Source organism: Roseococcus sp. (assembly GCF_965227005.1).
GTDB lineage: Bacteria > Pseudomonadota > Alphaproteobacteria > Acetobacterales > Acetobacteraceae > Roseococcus.
In genome coordinates this window covers 251,667-269,285 of the sequence record NZ_CBDDFJ010000006.1, presented here as the reverse complement: position 1 = coordinate 269,285, position 17,619 = coordinate 251,667, and the positions used below count along the sequence as shown (strand labels likewise).

Annotated in this window: 14 protein-coding genes, 1 other RNA gene and 1 pseudogene; 15 read left to right on the top strand and 1 reads right to left on the bottom strand. The window is 71.7% G+C overall.

The annotated features are described in order from the left end of the window. Nucleotides 1-67 precede the first annotated feature (67 nt). Both ACO057_RS03245 and ACO057_RS03240 read left to right on the top strand, forming a co-directional pair. Entirely contained in the window at nt 68-829 is a 762-nt protein-coding gene (locus ACO057_RS03245) for a TerB family tellurite resistance protein (protein WP_421988924.1), read from the top strand. Beyond that, nucleotides 826-1,503, top strand: coding sequence for an N-acetylmuramoyl-L-alanine amidase (locus ACO057_RS03240; protein WP_421988908.1), 678 nt, complete (start codon nt 826-828; stop codon nt 1,501-1,503). The genes ACO057_RS03245 and ACO057_RS03240 overlap by 4 nt, the downstream gene beginning before the upstream one ends. Before the next feature lie 77 nt (nt 1,504-1,580). On the opposite strand, the gene rnpB is transcribed toward ACO057_RS03240, so the two are convergent. Continuing rightward, nucleotides 1,581-1,992: RNase P RNA component class A (gene rnpB / locus ACO057_RS03235), an RNA gene on the bottom strand. A gap of 379 nt (nt 1,993-2,371) precedes the next feature. Between rnpB and ACO057_RS03230 the strand changes: the two genes are divergently transcribed. From ACO057_RS03230 to ACO057_RS03170, 13 genes and pseudogenes are all read left to right on the top strand, one after another. Then, nucleotides 2,372-2,818, top strand: coding sequence for a division/cell wall cluster transcriptional repressor MraZ (locus ACO057_RS03230; protein ID WP_421988907.1), 447 nt, complete (start codon nt 2,372-2,374; stop codon nt 2,816-2,818). Then, entirely contained in the window at nt 2,818-3,759 is a 942-nt protein-coding gene (gene rsmH, locus ACO057_RS03225; RefSeq protein WP_421988906.1) for a 16S rRNA (cytosine(1402)-N(4))-methyltransferase RsmH, read from the top strand. Before ACO057_RS03230 ends, rsmH begins: the two co-directional genes overlap by 1 nt. Next, nucleotides 3,756-4,694: a cell division protein FtsL gene (ftsL, locus tag ACO057_RS03220; RefSeq protein ID WP_421988905.1), complete on the top strand. Its 939-nt coding sequence runs from the start codon at nt 3,756-3,758 to the stop codon at nt 4,692-4,694. The genes rsmH and ftsL overlap by 4 nt, the downstream gene beginning before the upstream one ends. Continuing rightward, entirely contained in the window at nt 4,691-6,730 is a 2,040-nt protein-coding gene (locus tag ACO057_RS03215) for a peptidoglycan D,D-transpeptidase FtsI family protein (RefSeq protein ID WP_421988904.1), read from the top strand. The genes ftsL and ACO057_RS03215 overlap by 4 nt, the downstream gene beginning before the upstream one ends. Beyond that, entirely contained in the window at nt 6,639-8,183 is a 1,545-nt protein-coding gene (locus ACO057_RS03210; protein ID WP_421988903.1) for a UDP-N-acetylmuramoyl-L-alanyl-D-glutamate--2,6-diaminopimelate ligase, read from the top strand. Before ACO057_RS03215 ends, ACO057_RS03210 begins: the two co-directional genes overlap by 92 nt. Beyond that, nucleotides 8,180-9,556, top strand: coding sequence for a UDP-N-acetylmuramoyl-tripeptide--D-alanyl-D-alanine ligase (locus ACO057_RS03205; RefSeq protein WP_421988902.1), 1,377 nt, complete (start codon nt 8,180-8,182; stop codon nt 9,554-9,556). Before ACO057_RS03210 ends, ACO057_RS03205 begins: the two co-directional genes overlap by 4 nt. Continuing rightward, nucleotides 9,553-10,641 carry a phospho-N-acetylmuramoyl-pentapeptide-transferase gene (gene mraY / locus ACO057_RS03200; RefSeq protein WP_421988901.1) on the top strand — a complete coding sequence of 363 codons (1,089 nt, stop codon included), beginning with the start codon at nt 9,553-9,555 and terminating at the stop codon, nt 10,639-10,641. Before ACO057_RS03205 ends, mraY begins: the two co-directional genes overlap by 4 nt. After that, nucleotides 10,638-12,011 (top strand): UDP-N-acetylmuramoyl-L-alanine--D-glutamate ligase, encoded by a 1,374-nt coding sequence (gene murD, locus ACO057_RS03195; protein ID WP_421988900.1) that lies wholly within the window; start codon nt 10,638-10,640, stop codon nt 12,009-12,011. Before mraY ends, murD begins: the two co-directional genes overlap by 4 nt. Beyond that, complete coding sequence (locus ACO057_RS03190; protein ID WP_421988923.1) at nt 12,008-13,177, top strand: FtsW/RodA/SpoVE family cell cycle protein; 1,170 nt, start codon at nt 12,008-12,010, stop codon at nt 13,175-13,177. The genes murD and ACO057_RS03190 overlap by 4 nt, the downstream gene beginning before the upstream one ends. Next, nucleotides 13,174-14,244: pseudogene (gene murG / locus ACO057_RS03185) on the top strand (undecaprenyldiphospho-muramoylpentapeptide beta-N-acetylglucosaminyltransferase); the annotation flags it as partial. The gene ACO057_RS03190 and the pseudogene murG, both read left to right, overlap by 4 nt. 60 nt (nt 14,245-14,304) lie before the next feature. Further along, entirely contained in the window at nt 14,305-15,759 is a 1,455-nt protein-coding gene (murC, locus tag ACO057_RS03180; RefSeq protein WP_421988922.1) for a UDP-N-acetylmuramate--L-alanine ligase, read from the top strand. Between the two features lie 2 nt (nt 15,760-15,761). Beyond that, nucleotides 15,762-16,664, top strand: a complete 903-nt coding sequence (gene murB / locus ACO057_RS03175) for a UDP-N-acetylmuramate dehydrogenase (protein ID WP_421988921.1) — start codon at nt 15,762-15,764, stop codon at nt 16,662-16,664. Then, complete coding sequence (locus ACO057_RS03170; protein WP_421988899.1) at nt 16,661-17,617, top strand: D-alanine--D-alanine ligase; 957 nt, start codon at nt 16,661-16,663, stop codon at nt 17,615-17,617. Before murB ends, ACO057_RS03170 begins: the two co-directional genes overlap by 4 nt. Nucleotides 17,618-17,619 lie beyond the last annotated feature (2 nt).

Sequence of the window (17,619 nt, the reverse complement as noted above, 5' to 3'; positions counted from 1 at the left end):
GCAGGGCCGGGGCGTGGCGCGCAAGGGGGTTGGCGTGTTACTCCCTGGGAAGGCAAAGGGGTCGATGTTGAGCTTCTGGGGCAAGATCATCGGCGGAATCGCCGGCTTCGCGACGGGCGGACCGGTCGGCGCCCTCATGGGCGCCATGGCCGGCCATGCCGCCGACAGCGCCACGCGCCTCGGTCCCAACGCCGCCAACATGGCCGCCGCCCTCGGCTCGCGCGAGCAGCTCTTCGCCATCTCGGTGGTGGTGCTCTCGGCCAAGCTCGCCAAATGCGACGGCCCCGTGGTGCGCGCCGAGATCGACGCCTTCAAGCGCATGTTCCGCATCCCGCCGCAGAACATGAAGGACGTGGCCGAGCTCTTCGACGAGGCGCGCCAGACCTCCGCCGATTACGAGACCTTCGCCGACCGGCTGGGCGAGGCCTTCGCCGCCGAGAAGGCCGTGCTGGAGGATGTGCTGAGCGCCCTCTTCCAGATCGCCCGCGCCGATGGACCGCTGACCCGTGGCGAGGTCCGCTTCCTCCAGCGCGTGCAGACCGGCTTCAGGCTGGAGGCGCGCGAATGGGAGCGCGCCCGCGACGGCCAGGCCCGCCCCGGCGCGCGGGCCGGCGACATGCCGGGCGTGGACGCCTATGCCGTGCTGGGCCTGCCCCAGGACGCGACGGACGAGCAGGTCCGCACCGCCTGGCGCAAGCTGATGCGCGAGAACCATCCCGACGCCATGGCCTCGCGCGGGGCTCCTCAGGACCTGATCCACCGGGCCACGGGCAAGGTGGCCGAGATCAACAACGCCTGGGACCGGATCAAGAGAGAGCGCAAGCTTTGAGCCTCCGCGTCACGGAGCTCCTCTCGCCGAATGTCGATACCCGGCCCGAGGGCGCGGCGATCGACACGCTGATCCTGCATTATACGGGCATGACCTCGGGCCGGGCGGCGATCGAGCGCCTGCGCGACCCGCAGGCCGTGGTCTCCTCCCATTACGTGGTCGAGGAGGACGGCCAGGTCTTCCGCCTCGTCCCCGAGGCGCTGCGGGCGCGGCATGCCGGCGTCTCGCACTGGCGTGGGCGCGAGGTGCTGAACGACGTCTCGATCGGCATCGAGATCGTCAATCCGGGGCATGAATGGGGCTATCGCCCCTTCCCGGCGATGCAGATGGCGGCGGTGGCGGATCTCTGCCTGGAGATCCTGGGGCGTCATTCGATCCCCGCGTGCAACGTCGTCGGCCATAGCGACGTGTCGCCCGACCGCAAGCAGGATCCGGGCGAGCTGTTCGACTGGCAGGGCCTGGCGGCGAACGGCATCGGGCTCTGGCCGAAGGTGGACGGGCCGGCGGAGGGCGATGCGCGCGCGCTCCTTGGCCGGATCGGCTACCGCACCGATCTGGAGCTGCCGGTGCTGGTCACGGCCTTCCAGCGCCATTGGCGGCCGGAGCAGGTGAACGGCGTGGCGGATGCCGGCACGCTGGCGCGCATGCAGGGCGTCCTGACTGCCATCGGCTGATCCCGGAAGCGTCCGTCCCGCGCGGATGCCGCCCGCACAGCGGACGGCGCCGCCGCCGTCCGAGGGCGCAAAACAATGATGCCGGGTGGCCTGTAAGCCGGGTTCTGTCTTGGCCCCCAGGCTTTTGACCTTGGGGCCATGGACGACCATTCCTCTGGGACCCGCGTTACCGCGAGCCTCGCGCGGCCAACCCGGAGGACGAGGCGGAAATGCCCCTGCTTGCGCTGCCCTCCCTATTCGGCCTTGCTCCCGGTGGGGTTTGCCGTGCCGCCGCCATTGCTGGAAGCGCGGTGGGCTCTTACCCCACCGTTTCACCCTGACCGCCCGCACCCCGGCCGAAACCGAGGCTGGGACGGCGGTCTGTTCTCTGTGGCACTTTCCCTAGGCTCTCGCCCGCCGGCCATTGGCCGGCACCGTATTTCCGTGGAGCCCGGACTTTCCTCCAGCCCCGCGATCGCTCGCAGGACCAGCGGCCGTCCAGCCACCCGGCACCGCGCGCTTGTTGCGCCGACCTCGCGGCGGTGGTCAAGCGCGAATCTGTGTCTTCCCCGCCACACTCCCCAAAAAGGGTGTTTGGCGCCGAAGGTAAAATTTTAAAAGTGATCATCAAGCCACTGTCAAAGCTCAGGAATGTATCTCTCGAGCCCTTTGAGCCTGAGTCATTATCCCTTGATTGCCCATATCGACCCAGATAAAACCATTTCAGCCCAATACGGATGAGACGCTCGGGGGGGCGAGCATCCGGACAAGGGCTGGTCGGGCGAGCCGACGAGGTTCCGGGGGGGATCTCGTCGGCCGCTGCTCCCGACCCAAGGAACCCAGCCGACATTCCCCCTTTGCGCATTCGAAAGGGGCATCTGTCGGCACGATGACCCAATTTCGGGGCAAATTCATCAACGGGCTGGACAAGAAGGGGCGCTGCAGCGTGCCGGCCCTGTTCCGCACCCGTCTTGCCGGAGACAGCCTCGTCCTGCGCCGTTCCACGCGCCACGCCTGCATCGAGGCCTGGCCCGCCTCCACCTTCGACACCTCCCTCGACTCCCACGGCCCGCTCGACGAGCCGACCGAGGAAGAGGAGTTCCGCGCCTATGCGCTCTATTCGGACACCCTGGAAATCACCCCCGACCCCGACGGCCGCATGATTTTGCCGAGCGAGCTGATTTCCTTCGCCGGCCTCACCGACAGCGTCACCTTCCTCGGCCGCATGAAGTGCTTCGAGCTCTGGGAGCCCGCGGCCGCCGAGGCGCTGATCGACAAGGCCCGGACCTTCCTGACCGACAATGCGCGCGCCCGTGCCGCTGGGGGCGACGCCTGATGAGCCATATTCCTGTCCTGCTGAACGAGGTTCTGGAGCATCTGGCCCCCCAGGCCGGCGAGACCATTCTCGACGGGACCTTCGGCGGCGGCGGCTATGCCCGCGCCATCCTCCAGGCCGCGCCCTGCACGCTGTGGGCGATGGACCGCGATCCCGAGGCGATCGCCCGCGGCGCCGCCTTGGCCGCCGAGCATCCCGGCCGCCTGCACCTCATCGAGGGCCGCTTCGGCGACATGCGCAGCCATCTCGCTGCCGCCGGCATCGAGGCGCTGGACGGGGTGGTGCTCGACCTCGGCGTCTCCAGCTTCCAGATCGACACGCCCGAGCGCGGCTTCTCCTTCCGCTTCGACGGCCCGCTCGACATGCGCATGGGCCGCACCGGCCCGAGTGCCGCCGATCTCGTGAACACCCTCTCCGAAGGCGAGCTGGCCGACCTCATCTGGGAGTTCGGCGAGGAGCGCTTCTCGCGCCGCGTCGCCCGCGCCATCGTCAAGGCCCGTGCCGAGACGCCCTTCGAGACGACGCTGCAGCTCGCCGAGGTGATCCGCCGTTCCGTGCCGCGCGACCCCTCCGGCATCCACGGCGCCACCCGCAGCTTCCAGGCCCTGCGCATCCGCGTGAACGACGAGCTCGGCGAAATCGAGCGCGTTCTCGAACAGGCTCTGAGCCTGCTGGCGCCGGGAGGCCGAATCGTTGTCGTATCATTCCATTCCCTCGAGGACCGGATCGTGAAGCGCGCCTTCCAGAAAGCCGCCGGGCGCACGCCCGGAGAGTCGCGCCACGGCCCCGCCGCGCTGCTGGCGCCCCGCGCCGCGACCGAGTTCACCATCCTCACGCCCCGCTCCGTCCGTCCGGGCTCCACCGAGACCTCGGACAACCCGCGCGCCCGTTCCGCCCATCTCCGCGCACTGCTCCGCAAGCCCGAAAGCCGCGCCGCATGATCCACCCGCTGACCCTCGTCACCTTCGCGGCCTTCCTCGGCTCCGGCCTCTACGTCTTCCATACCAAGGAGGAGGTGGCCAAGCTCGATCGCGAGCTGCGCAGCGTGACCCGCGAGATCGAGGGCGAACGCTCGCGCACGCAGACGCTCTCGGCCGAATGGGCGCGGCTGAACGACCAGGACCGCCTGCGCAGCATGGTGTCCAGCTACCTGCCCCAGATGCAGCCCATGGAGCCCTCGCAGTTCCAGCGCCTCGACGACGCGCAGCGCCGCATGCCCCAGGCCGTGGCCTTCGTGGCCGAGGCCTCGACCGGCTTCCGCCGCCGCGCCGACGCGCCCTCCGCGCCGGGCGAGGTGCTCGTCTTCAACATCGCCTCGATGCAGGCCGATGCGCCGGCACGCCGCGGCGCGCCCGTGCAGCGCGTGATCGAGGCGCCGGTCGTCGCCGCGGCCGCGGCACCGGTGGTTGCGGCGCCGGTTGTGGCCCCGGCGCACGCGCCCGTCGTCGTCGCGGCCGCCGCGCCCGCCCTTGTGCTCCCCCCTGCGCCCGCCGCGATCGAAGCCACGGTGCGCCATGCCGCCGCCGCGCCGCGCGCGCCCGCCGCGCCGCGGATCGAGGTCGCCGCGCTGCCGCCCATCGCCGGTCCTGCGACCGCGGGGGCCACGACGCGCGCCAGCGCCCTGCCGCCGATCGCCGGTCCCGCCACCGTCGCGGCTCCCGTCGCCACCCCGGTCGCACGCCTCGCCGAAGCGCCGCGGCCGGCGCCGCGCGCCCGCGCCGAAGCCCCGCGTCCCTCGCAGCTGGCCCAGGCGCAGGTCTCCGCGCCGCCGACGCCGCTGCGCACGGCGATGCATGTGCAGCCCGCCGCGGCCTCGGGCGGTTCGCTGATCGGCGGCGGGATGAGCCTGCCGCCCCCCGTGCCCTTCGGCCGATGAGCGACGTCCAGCCTCCCGCCCCGGACGCCCGGCCCCTCGGCTTCGACGGGCAGCCCATGCCCGTCGCCCCGCCGGCGCAGGAGCTCTACGCGCGCGAGGTCCACCACACGCGGGAAAGTCCCTCGCGCGCGCTGGTGCGCGTGGCCTCCGTCGAGGCCGCGCAGATGCGCAAGATGCGCACGCGCCTGGCCTTCGCCTCGCTCGGTTTCGGCCTGCTTTTCGTCGCGGTCGCCGCGAAGCTCACCGATGCGACCGTGCTGTCGCCGGCCGCCTCGCGCATCGCGCAGACGCCGCGCCTGCCGCCTCCGGAGCCCCCCGTCAGCCGCGCCGCCATCACCGACCGCAATGGCGAGATCCTGGCCGTCACCGTGCGCGGCACCGCGCTCTACGCCCGCCCCGGCGAGATCGAGAATCCGGCCCAGGTTGCCGACCAACTGCACCGCATCCTGCCGCATCTGGACCGCGCGCGCCTGCTTCCGCGCCTCAGCCCGCCGCGGCAATTCGCCTATCTTGACCGCTTCATCACGCCGCGCCAGCAGCAGGCGATCAACGACCTCGGCATCCTCGGCCTTTACTTCGAGACGGCCGAGCGCCGCACCTATCCGCGCGGCCGCGACGCCGCCCATGTGTTGGGCGCCGTGGACGTGGATGGCGAAGGCATCGCCGGCGTCGAGAAGTGGTATGACGAGCGCCTGCGCGTGAGCACCACGGCGCTGCGCCTGTCCATCGACATCCGCGTCCAGCGCGAGCTGCGCGAGGCCCTCGAATTCTCCATCGACCGCTTCAGCGGCATCGGCGGCTCGGCCATCCTGATGGATGTGAACACCGCCGAGGTCATCGGCATGGTCAGCCTGCCGGACTTCGCCGCCGCCGATCTCGCCACCGCGCCGGCCGAGCAGCGCTTCAACCGCGCGGTGACCGGCGTCTACGAACCGGGCTCGACCTTCAAGCTCTTCACCGCCGCCATGGCGCTGGATTCCGGCAATGTCACGCTAAGCTCGGGCTACGACGCCACCCGCCCGATCCGCATCGGTCGCTTCCAGATCGACGACTTCCACGGCAAGCACCGCTGGCTCTCGCTGCCCGAGATCATCGCCTATTCGTCCAACCTCGGCACCGCGCACATGGCGATGGCGCAGGGGATCACGCGGCATCGCGAGTTCCTCGGGCGCCTGGGCCAGCTCTCGCGGCTCGGCGTCGAGCTGCCGGAGGCGGCCGCGCCGCTGGCGCCCTCCGCCCGGCGCTGGCGCGACATCAACACCATGACCATCGCCTTCGGCCAGGGCATCTCGGTCACGCCGCTGCACATCGTCACCGGCGTCTCCGCGCTGGCCAATGGCGGCATCCTGCGCCAGCCCACCGTGCTGGCCGTCCCGCCCGGCCAGGAGCGCGAGGGCGTGCGCGTCATCAGCGAGCGGACCTCGGAGAACCTGCGCCGGCTGATGCGCATCGCGGTCACCGACGGCTCCGCCCGCTCGGCGGAATCGCCGGGCTATTTCGTCGGCGGCAAGACGGGCACGGCGCAGAAGGTCGGCACGCGCGGGCAGTATCTCGAGAACCAGCGCATCTCCTCCTTCATCGGCGCCTTCCCCATCAATGCGCCGCGCTATGCCCTGCACATCCTGGTGGACGACCCCAAGGGCCGCGCGGATACGGGCGGCTACGCGACCGCCGGCTATGTGGCCGCGCCGGCCGCGCGCCGCGTGATCGAACGCACTGCGCCCATCCTGGGCCTGGTGCCCGAGATCGAGCGCATGGCGCAGATCCAGCAGACCATCGCCCTGTCGCTGAGCGGCGCCGTCGGCGGCGCCCCGCCCCGCCCTGCCGCCCCGCGCGCCGCCGCGTCCCCGGCCGCTGTCCCCGCGCCCGCGCCGCGCGTCCCGGCCGTCGCGCCGCGCTCCATCCCCAATGCGGAGCCGCAGGCCCCTCCCCTGCGCCGCACCGATGCCTCCGACGGCATCGCCATGCCGCGATTGGTGCTGCACATGCCTTCCCCTTTCCCCCAGCCCCCCGAGACAGGCCGTGCAACTCGATGAGCTCCGCGCCCTCTGCCCCGGGCTGAGCGGTTCAGGCTCAGCCGACATCAGCGGAATCACGGCTGACAGCCGGGCCGTGCGCCCGGGCTTCCTCTTCGCGGCCCTGCCGGGCGCGAAGGCCGACGGCACGCGCTTCATCGCCGATGCCGTGACGGCCGGCGCCGCGGCGATCCTCGCCCCCGAAGGCGCGGAATGGCCGGACGGGGTTCCGCCGCGCCCCCTGCTGCGCGCCGCCGATCCGCGCCGCGCCCTCGCCCTCGTCGCCGCCGCCTTCCACGGCCCGCAGCCCGAGCGGATCGTCGCCGTCACCGGCACCAACGGTAAGACCAGCACGGCCGAGTTCCACCGCCAGATCATGGCCGGGGCGGGGCGCAGGTCGGCCTCGCTGGGCACGATCGGCCTGGTGGCCGAGGGCTTCGCGACGGGGCCGAGCCTCACCACCCCCGATCCGGTGACGCTGCAGGCCACGCTCTCGGCGCTGCAGGGCGCGGGCATCACCGACGTGGCGATCGAGGCGAGCTCCCACGGGCTCGACCAGCGGCGGCTGGATGGCGTGCGGATCGCCGCCGGCGCCTTCACCAACCTGACGCGCGACCATCTCGACTACCACGAGACCCTCGCGGCCTATCGCACGGCGAAGCTGCGCCTCTTCGACACGCTGCTGCCCGCCGGCGCGCCGGCCGTGCTGCACGCCGACATGGACGCCGAGACCCTGGCCGCGCTGCGCGGGATCGTCGCCGCGCGCGGGCTGCGCGGCATCGAGGTGGGCGAGGCGGGAAGCGACATCCGGCTCCTCGCCCAGCGTCCGCTGCCGGACGGCCAGGTCATCGCGCTCGACGCCTTCGGCCGACGCGCGGAGATCACCCTCGCTTTGCCGGGCCGCTTCCAGGCCGACAACGTGCTGGTCGCCGCGGGGCTGGCCATCGGGCTGGGGCTGGACGTGGCCGCCACCCTCGCGCTGCTGCCGCGACTGGGGGGCGTGCGCGGGCGGATGGAGCTGGCCGCAACCCTGCCCAACGGCGCCGCCGTCTATGTCGATTTCGCCCATACGCCCGACGCGCTGGAGCGAATGCTGGCGGCGCTGCGCCCGCATGTCGCGCCCGGCGGGCGGCTGCATGTCCTCTTCGGGGCCGGCGGCGACCGCGATCCTGGCAAGCGCCCGCTGATGGGCGCGGCCGCGCATCTCGGGGCCGACCAGCTCTGGATCGCCGACGACAATCCCCGCAGCGAGGATCCGGCAACCATCCGCGCCGCCATCCTCGCCGCCGCCCCCGGCGCTCGCGACGCCGGCGAGCGCGAGGGCGCGATCGCCGCCGCGCTGTCCGCGCTGAAGCCGGGCGACGTGCTGGCCGTGGCCGGCAAGGGCCATGAGAGCGGCCAGACGATCGCCGGCATCACCACCCCCTTCGACGATGTCGAGGTGGTCCGCCGCCTCGCGGGAATTGCATCATGAGCGCTCTGTGGACCGGCCCCGAGCTGCGCGAGGCGACGGGAGGGGCCTGCGACGATGCCCTGGAGATCGCGGGCATCTCCATCGACACGCGGACCGTCGGCGCGGGCGAACTCTTCATCGCGCTCCGCGACACCCGCGACGGGCACGACTTCGTCGGCACGGCCTTCGCCAAGGGCGCGGCCGCCATGGTGGATCGCGATGTGGGGGCCGTGGGACCGATCCTGCGCGTGGCGGACACCCTGGCGGGCCTGACCGCGCTGGGCGAAGCCGGCCGCGCGCGCAGCGGCGCGAAGATCATCGCCGTCACCGGCAGCGTCGGCAAGACGACGACCAAGGAGATGCTCAGGCGCGCCTGCGCGGCGCTGGGCCCCACCCACGCCTCGGCCGCCAGCCACAACAACCATTGGGGCGTGCCGCTCACCCTCGCCCGCATGCCGCGCGGCAGCGAATGGGCGGCCGTCGAGATCGGCATGAACCATCGCGGCGAGATCGCACCGCTCTCGCGCCTGGCGCGGCCGGGCGTTGTGATCGTGACCACGGTGGGCAGCGCCCATATCGGCCATCTCGGCAGCCTCGAGGCCATCGCCGAGGAGAAGGCCGACATCGCCGCGGGCATCCTCCCCGGCGGGATCGCGATTCTTCCGCTGGACAGCCCCCATTACGCCCGCATGGCCGACATCGCCGCCCGTTACGGCGCGCAGGTGGTGGGCTTCGGCGAGGACCCCGGCGCCACCGCCCGGCTGCTGGCCTGGCGCGGCACGGAGGCGGGCAGCGAGGCCGAGTTCGATCTCGCGGGGCGCCACGTCACGCTGCGCCTCGACCAGCCCGGCAAACACATGGCGATGAACGCCCTGGCCGCCTTGGCCGCCATCCAGGCCGCGGGCGGGGATGCGGGCCTCGCGGCCGCCGCGCTCTCGGGCTTCGGCGCGGGTGCCGGGCGCGGCGAGATGCGCCGCGTCTCCACCCCCGACAACGGCACCGCCCTGCTGCTGGACGAGAGCTACAACGCCTCGGACACCGCCGTGCGCGCGGCGCTCGCGGTGCTGAAACAGCAGAAGGCGAGCCGCCGCATCGCCGTGCTGGGCGACATGCTGGAGATGGGCGAATTCGGCCCGGCCCTGCATGCGGCGCTGGCCTCCGATGCGGCCAGCGCGGCCGATCTGGTCTATGCCTGCGGCCCCCTCATGGGGCATCTCTTCGCCGCCCTGCCGGACACGCACCGCGGGGCGCACACACAAGACGCCGCGAGCCTCGCGCCCCTCGTCGCCGCGGCCCTCCGCGACGGCGATGCGGTGTTGGTGAAGGGATCGCTCGGCATGCGCATGGCCGAGATCATCCGCGCGATATCCGGCGCCGAGAGGAAGATTTCATGATCCCCCTGCTGCTCGGCCCGTTGGCCGACGAGTTCATCCTGTTCAACCTGGCGCGCTACACCACCTTCCGCGCCGGCGCGGCCTGCATGACGGCGCTGTTCATCTCGCTGGTCTTCGGCAAGCGGGTCATCGACTGGCTGCGCACCTTCCAGCCGCATGGCCAGCCCATCCGCGAGGACGGGCCGGCCAGCCATCTCCTCACCAAGAAGGGCACGCCCACCATGGGCGGCGTGCTGATCCTGCTGTCGGTGACGCTGTCCGTGCTGCTCTGGGCCGATCTGCGCAACGGCTTCGTCTGGACCGTGCTGCTGGTGACGCTGGGCTATGGCGCCCTCGGCTTCACGGATGACTGGCTGAAGGTCACCAAGCGCAACACCAAGGGAGTTTCCGGCAAGCAGAAGCTGATCGCGCAGGGCGTCATCGCGCTCGCCGCCGGCGTCTGCTTCTCGCTGATGCTGCCCGAGAACCTCTCCACCAACATGGCGGTGCCCTTCCTCAAGGGCACGCTGATCCCGCTCGGCTTCGCCTTTCCCTTCGTGGCCATGTTCGTGATGATGGGCGCGAGCAATGCCGTGAACCTGACGGACGGGCTGGACGGGCTCGCCATCGTGCCGGTGATGATCGCCTCCGCCGTCTTCGCGCTGATCGCCTATCTCGTCGGCAACCGCGTCTTCGCGGATTACCTGCAGCTCCACGGCGTGGCGGGCGCGGGCGAGCTCGCGGTCTTCTGCTCGGCGCTGATCGGCGCCTCACTCGGCTTCCTCTGGTTCAACGCGCCACCGGCCGCCGTCTTCATGGGCGACACCGGCAGCCTCGCTCTGGGCGGCGCCCTAGGCGCGACGGCGGTGGCGACCAAGCACGAGATGGTGCTGGCCATCGTGGGCGGGCTCTTCGTCGTCGAGACGCTGTCGGTCATCATCCAGGTCTTCTGGTTCAAGCGGACCGGCCGGCGCGTGTTCCTGATGGCGCCGCTGCACCACCATTTCGAGAAGAAGGGTTGGGCCGAGCCCACCATCGTGATCCGCTTCTGGATCATCGCGATGGTGCTGGCGCTGGTCGGCCTTTCCACCCTGAAGATCCGGTGACGGCGCAGGAGCGCCAATGGCCCTTCCTGGGGCAGCGGATCGCGGTCGTCGGGCTCGGCAAGGCCGGGCTGCCGGCGGCGCGCCGTCTGCGGGACTGGGGGGCGGAGGTCACCGCCTGGGACGATAAGGCGCCGGGCCGCGACGAAGCCACGGCGGCCGGGCTGCATGTGGCCGATCCGGCCCTTTATTTCACCTATGACGCGCTGCTGCTCTCGCCCGGCATCCCGCACAGCCTGCCGCGCGTGCATCCGGCGGCGGCGGCGGCGCGGGCGGCGGGCAAGCCGATCCTGGCCGATGTGGATTTCCTGTATCGCGCGGTGCGCGCCTCCGGCAGCAAGGCGCGCTTCGCCGGCATCACCGGCACCAACGGCAAGAGCACGACCACGGCGCTGCTGGCCCATCTGATCGCGCGGGCCGGGCTTCCCGTCCAGGCGGGCGGCAATCTGGGCCCCGCGGCGCTGGACATGCCCATCCTCGGCGACGATGGGATATATGCCCTGGAAATGTCTTCCTACATGCTAGAGCGAATCGAGACCCTTCGATTCAACTGTGCGGCCATGCTGAATCTCAGCCCCGATCATCTCGACCGCCATGGCGACATGGCCGGTTACCGCGCCGCCAAGGCCCGCATCTTCGCGACGCAGCGCGCCGAGGATACGGCCGTCCTCGGCATGGACGACCCTGAGACGGCAAGCCTGCGCGACGAGCTCGCGGGCCAGTTCATCCCCATCTCCGCGCATACGGCGCAGTCGGGCGGCGTCTGGGCGAACGGCAGCCTGCTGCGCGACGAGCCCGGCCTGCTCGCCGACCTGTCCACCTGCCCCACCCTGCCCGGCGCGCACAACGCCCAGAACGCGGCAGCCGCCTGCGCCATGGCCCTCGCCCTCGGCCTGCGCCGGAACGACCTGGCCGATGGGCTGCGGAGCTATCCCGGCCTGCCGCACCGGCAGGAGCTCGTGGGCGAGATCCGCGGCGTCCGCTTCGTGAACGACAGCAAGGCCACCAATGCCGACAGCACGGCGAAGGCGCTGGCGAGCTACGAGCGCGTTGTCTGGATCGCCGGCGGCACGGGCAAGGAGGGCGGCATCGAGCCGCTCGCGCCGCTCTTCGGGCGCGTCGCGCAGGCCTTCCTCATCGGCCAGGACGGCGGAATCTTCGCCGCGACCCTGGCCGAGCACGGCGTGGCGCATCGCCGCCTCGACACCCTGGCCGAGGCCGTGGAGGCCGCCGCCGAGGCGGCCTTCGCCGGCGCCGCGGATGTCGTGCTGCTCTCGCCGGCCGCCGCCTCCTGGGATCAGTTCACCGGTTTCGACCAGCGCGGCGACGCCTTCCGCGCGCTCGTGCGGAACCTGCCCGGAGGGCAAGCCTGATGGCGGTCTCGCGCAACGACACCTCGCTTCTCGGCCGCTGGTGGTGGAGCGTCGACCGCTGGACGCTGGCGGCCCTGATGGCGCTGATCGCCATCGGCTATGTGATGATGCTCTCCGCCTCGCCGGCCGTCGCCGAGCGCATCGGCGCCTCCTCGCGCCACATGTTCCTCCTGCGGCAGGTCTTCTATTCGGCGATCGCGGTCGCGGTGATGGTGGCCTGCTCGCTCTGCACGCCGCGCTGGGTGCTGCGCCTGGCGCTGCTGGGCACGCTCGGCGCGCTGGCGCTGACGGCCGCGACGCTGGTCATCGGTGTCGAGATCAAGGGCGCGCGGCGCTGGCTTCCCATTCCGGGCCTGTCGCTTCAGCCTTCGGAATTCCTCAAGCCCTGCCTCGCCGTGGCCTGCGGCTGGCTGATCGCCGAGGGGCGGCGGTCACGCCACTTCCCTGGCCTGATCATCGCCTTCGGCCTGATCGGCATGGTCGCCATGCTGCTGAAGCAACAGCCCGATATCGGCATGCTCGCGGTCATCGTGATGGTCTTCATGTCGCAGGTCTTCGTCTCGGGCATCAATCTCTTCTGGGTGCTGATCGGCGGCCTCGCCGCGCCGGTGCTGGGCGTGCTGGCCTATATGTTCCACCCCCACGTGCGCAGCCGCGTCCAGCGCTTCCTCGACCCCGAGGCCGGCGACAACTTCCAGATCCGCATGTCGCTCGAGGCCTTCGGCAATGGCGGTCTGCTCGGCCGCGGCCCCGGCGAGGGCCGCGTGAAGGACGTGCTGCCCGACGCCCATGCCGACTTCGTCTTCCCCGTGGTGGGCGAGGAATTCGGCCTGGTCGTCTGCCTCGTGATCCTCGCGGTCTTCGCCTTCGTGGTGATCAGCGGCCTCATGCGCCTTCGCCACGAGCGCGACCCCTTCGTGACCCTGGCCGCGACCGGCCTGCTGACCCAGTTCGGGCTCCAGGCCTTCATCAATATGGCGAGCTCCCTGCACCTCATCCCCACGAAGGGCATGACCCTGCCCTTCGTGAGCTACGGCGGCTCCTCGGTCATCGCCTTGGCGGTGGGCATGGGCTTCCTGCTCGCCCTCACCCGCCGCCGCACGGCGCGGGCCGAGGAGGCCCCAACCTTCCTTCCCGCCGGCCATCGCGCGCCGGTCCCGTCATGAGAGGCCCCCTGGTGCGCCCCATCGCGATCGCGGCCGGCGGCACGGGCGGGCATCTCTTCCCGGCCGAGGCCCTGGCGGCCGAGCTGACCGCGCGCGGCGAGCGCATCGTGCTCTTCACCGATGCGCGCTCCGCCGCCTTCGACAGCCCCGCCTTCGCCAGCGCCGAGCGCTTCGTCCTAAGCGGCGAGGGCATTGCCGGGCGCAGCCTGCTGCGCGCCGCCAAGGGCGCGATGAAGCTCGCCTCCGGCACGCTCACGGCGCGCGCCTTGCTCAAGCGGCTGGGCGCGGCGGCGGTGGTGGGCTTCGGCGGCTATCCGGCGATCCCTCCGGCCCTGGCGGCGCTGACCCTGGGACAGCGCCGCCCGGCCGTGATCCTGCATGAGCAGAACGCCGTGCTCGGCCGCGCCAACCGCGCGCTCGCGCCACGGGCCGACCTGCTGGCCCTGGCCTATGCTGAGACGACCAAGGTGCCGCGCAACGCCAAGGTCCGGGTGGTGGGCAACCCCGTCCGCCCGGCCCTCGCGGCGCTCGTGGGCGCCGATTATCCGCCCGCCGATGGCGCGCTGCGCCTGCTGGTGACGGGCGGCTCGCTCGGCGCGCGGGTCTTCGCGGACCTCGTGCCGCCGGCCATCGCGGCCCTGCCCGAGGCCATCCGCTCGCGCCTGCTCGTCGCCCAGCAATGCCGGGTCGAGGATCTGGAGCGCGTGCGCGCCGCCTATGCGCATACGGGAATCCCGGTCGAGCTCTCGCCCTTCTTCCCCGATATCGCCGGGCGGCTGGCCAATGCCCATCTGGTCATCGCGCGCTCCGGCGCCTCCACGGTGGCCGAGCTGGCCTGCGCCGGGCGGCCCTCGCTGCTGCTGCCCTTGCCCTCGGCCATCGACAACCACCAGTTCGCCAATGCCCGGGCGCTGGCCGAGGCCGGGGCCGCGCTGATCCTGCCCCAGGCCAGTACGACACCGGAACGTCTGGCGGAATTGCTGGCGGATTTCCTGGGCTCGCCGGAAAGGCTTGCCGAAGCGGCCCGCGCTGCGGCATCCCTGGCACGACCCCAGGCCGCGCGGGACCTCGCCGACCTGGTTCTCGCTTTCCGCCCATCGGGCCAACCAGCTTCAGGAACCTCGTTGATGCGCGCGCTGCCGCTCTCCATCGGAACCATTCACTTTGTCGGGATCGGCGGCATCGGCATGTCGGGCATCGCGGAGGTGCTGCACAACCTCGGCTATGCGGTGCAGGGCAGCGACCTTTCCGAGAGCGCGAATGTGCTGCGCCTGCGCGAGGCCGGAATCCGCGTGACGGTCGGCCATGCGGCGGAGAACCTGGGCGCGGCGCAGGTCGTCGTCGTCAGCACCGCCGTGAAGAAGGACAACCCCGAGGTCCAGGCCGCGCGCGCGCGGCTGCTGCCCGTCGTGCGCCGCGCCGAGATGCTGGCCGAGCTGATGCGCCTCAAATGGGGCATCGCCGTCGGCGGCACCCATGGCAAGACGACCACCACCAGCCTCATCGCCTGCGTGCTGGAACAGGCCAAGCTGGACCCCACCGTCATCAATGGCGGCATCATCAATGCCTATGGCTCGAACACGCGCATGGGCACGGGCGAGTGGATGGTCGTCGAGGCCGATGAGAGCGACGGCAGCTTCCTTCGCCTGCCCGCTACCGTCGCCGTCGTCACCAATATCGACCCCGAGCATCTCGACCACTGGGGCACCGAGGAGGCGATGAAGGAGGGCTACGCCCAGTTCGTCGGCAATATCCCCTTCTACGGCTTCGCCGTGCTCTGCGCCGACCATCCCGGCGTGCAGCAGATGATCCCCAAGCTGGACCGCCGCCTCGTGACCTACGGCTTCTCGCCGCAGGCCGATGTGCGCGCCGAGAAGCTGCTGACCAACCGCATGGGCGCGAGCTTCGAGGTCACGGTGCAGGACCGCACCACGGGCCGCCAGCGCACGCTGCAGCCCTTCCGCCTGCCCATGCTCGGCCAGCACAACGTCCAGAACGCCCTGGCGGCGATCGCCGTCGGCGTCGAGATGGACGTGCCCGAGGATGTGATCCGCGCCGCGCTCGCCGGCTTCAAGGGCGTGAAGCGCCGCTTCACCCGCGTCGGCGAGACCGGCGGCATCACGGTCATCGACGATTACGGCCACCACCCGGTCGAGATCGCGGCCGTGCTCAAGGCCGCCCGCCAGGCCGGCGCACGCGACGTGATCGCGGTGGTGCAGCCGCACCGCTACTCGCGGCTTCAGCAGCTCTTCCCCGAATTTTGCGCGTGCATGAACGATGCCGGCACGGTGATCGTGGCCGATGTCTATGCCGCCGGCGAGCAGCCCATCGAGGGCATGGACAAGGACGCGCTGGTCGAGGGTCTGCGCGCGCGCGGCCATCGCAGCGTCGTCCCTCTGCCCGAGCCCGCGAGCCTCGCCGAGATGATCAACGCCATGGCCAAGCCGGGCGACTACGTGATCTGCCTCGGCGCGGGCAACATCACCGCCTGGGCGCATGCGCTGCCCGAGCAGCTCGCAGCGCTTCAGGCCCAGGGCGGCCCCGGGGCGGGCGGGCGCGTCACCCCGCTGCGCCGCGCATGAGCATGCGCGACGCCACTCCCCACCGCATGCCGGTCCTCCGCGGCCGGGTGGAGGCGGGCGCGAGCCTCGCGCCCTTCACCTGGTTCCGCGTGGGCGGGCCGGCGGAGTGGCTCGCGCGCCCGGCCGATGTCCAGGACCTGCTGACCCTGCTGGCCGCGCTCGACGCCGCCACGCCGCTGACGGTCCTGGGCGCGGCCTCCAACCTCATCATCCGCGACGGCGGGCTGCCCGGCGTCACGCTGCGCCTGCCCGCGCGCGGCTTCGGCGCCGTGACGGTCGAGGCCGATGGCGTGATCGCCGGGGCCACGGCGCTGGACGCGACCGTCGCCGAGCATGCGGCCGCCGCCGGCCTCGCCGGGCTGGAATTCCTCTCGGGCATTCCGGGCAGCATCGGCGGCGCCATCGCCATGAATGCCGGGGCCTATGGGCGCGAGATCGTCGATGTCCTGGACTGGGCCGAGATCGCCACGCCCGCCGGCCTCGTCCGCCTGGATGCGGCCGGGCTGCGGCTCGCCTATCGCCATGCGGAGCTGCCGCCGCGCGGCGTCGTCACTCGCGCCCGCCTGCGCGCCGCGCCCGGCGACGGCGCGGCGATCGCCATGCGCATGGCCGAGATCAGGGCCTCGCGCGAGGCGACGCAGCCGGTCCGCGCGCGCACCGGCGGCAGTACCTTCCGCAATCCGCCGGGCCATAAAGCCTGGGCGCTGATCGACGCCGCCGGTTGCCGGGGCCTGCGCCTCGGCGGCGCGCAGGTCAGCGAGAAGCACACCAACTTCCTTCTCAACATCGGCGGCGCCACCGCCGCCGATCTCGAATCCCTGGGCGAGCAGGTCCATGCCCGCGTGCTGGAGCATTCCGGCATCGACCTGCACTGGGAAATCAAGCGCATCGGAGTTCCGGCATGAACGCGTTCACCTCGGTCCGCCGCGATCCGAAGGAGACCCATGTCGCGGTGCTGCATGGCGGCATCTCGGCCGAGCGCGAGGTCAGCCTCGCCAGCGGCGGGCAGGTGATCGCGGCGCTGCGCGAATTCGGCTATCGCGTGACGCCCATCGACGCCGGCGCCGATCTCGCCGCGACCATCACCGCGCTGCGCGCCGCCGCGCCGGACGTGGTCTTCAACGCGCTGCACGGCCGCTTCGGCGAGGATGGCTGCATCCAGGGCGTGCTGGACTGGATGGGCCTGCCCTATACGCATTCGGGCGTCCGCGCCTCGGCGCTGGCGATGGACAAGGTGGCCGCCAAGGCCGTCTTCCGCGCGGCGGGCCTTCCCGTGACGCCGCACAAGGTCGTGGACATGGAAGAGCTGGAAGCCGGCGACCCCATGCCCCGGCCCTATGTCGTGAAGCCCGTGAACGAAGGTTCCTCCGTCGGCGTGCACATCCTGCGCTCGGGCGATAACCGCCGCGCCGAGATCGCCCGCGGCTGGACCTTCGGCCAGGCGCTGGTCGAGGAGTTCATCCCCGGCCGCGAGATCACCGTGGGCGTCATGGGCGACCGCGCTCTGGCCGTCACCGACATCCTCGCCGAGGCGGGAGAATTCTACGACTACGAGTCCAAATACGCCGAGGGCGGCTCGCGCCACGTCATCCCCGCCGCCATCGATCCGAGCGTCTATGCCAAGGCCATGGAGGTCGCGGTCGCGGCGCACCAGGCGCTGGGCTGCCGCGGCGCCACCCGCTCGGACTTCCGTTACGACGACACGCAGGGCGAACCCGGCCGGCTGATCCTGCTCGAGGTGAACACCCAGCCCGGCCTGACGCCCACCTCGCTGCTGCCCGAGCAGGCGGCGCATCAGGGCATCGGCTTCCCCGCGCTCTGCGCCTGGATGGTGGAGCAGGCTGCCCATGGCCCCTAAAA